This window comes from Acinetobacter sp. USHLN143 (genome assembly GCF_037145695.1).
Lineage (GTDB): Bacteria > Pseudomonadota > Gammaproteobacteria > Pseudomonadales > Moraxellaceae > Acinetobacter > Acinetobacter fasciculus.
In genome coordinates this window covers 1-222 of the sequence record NZ_JBBCWZ010000341.1, presented here as the reverse complement: position 1 = coordinate 222, position 222 = coordinate 1, and the positions used below count along the sequence as shown (strand labels likewise).

Genomic DNA, 222 nt, shown 5'->3' with positions numbered 1-222 from the left:
GTTGCTCTACGACATACCCGATCGGTTGATCTCGAAATAGGGCAAGCCCAATTACCAGCCATACCACATGTTCGGCAGGTAATTTTCTTCTCCTGATAGAAGCCTTACCTGAGAGGTGGATCAGGAAATTTGAACAACACTTATAAGTGATATTTTGCTCCCCAAATGATGTTATAAACATCAATATATGGAGTATTTTATGACACGTAGACCAAGAAGAAA

Annotated in this window: 1 protein-coding gene; it reads right to left on the bottom strand. The window is 40.1% G+C overall.

The genetic code is table 11. The features are described 5' to 3' along the window. A partial coding sequence (locus WFH18_RS18685) for a transposase domain-containing protein (protein ID WP_442892510.1) occupies nucleotides 1-181 on the bottom strand: 181 nt, incomplete at its 3' end. Nucleotides 182-222: the final 41 nt, after the last annotated feature.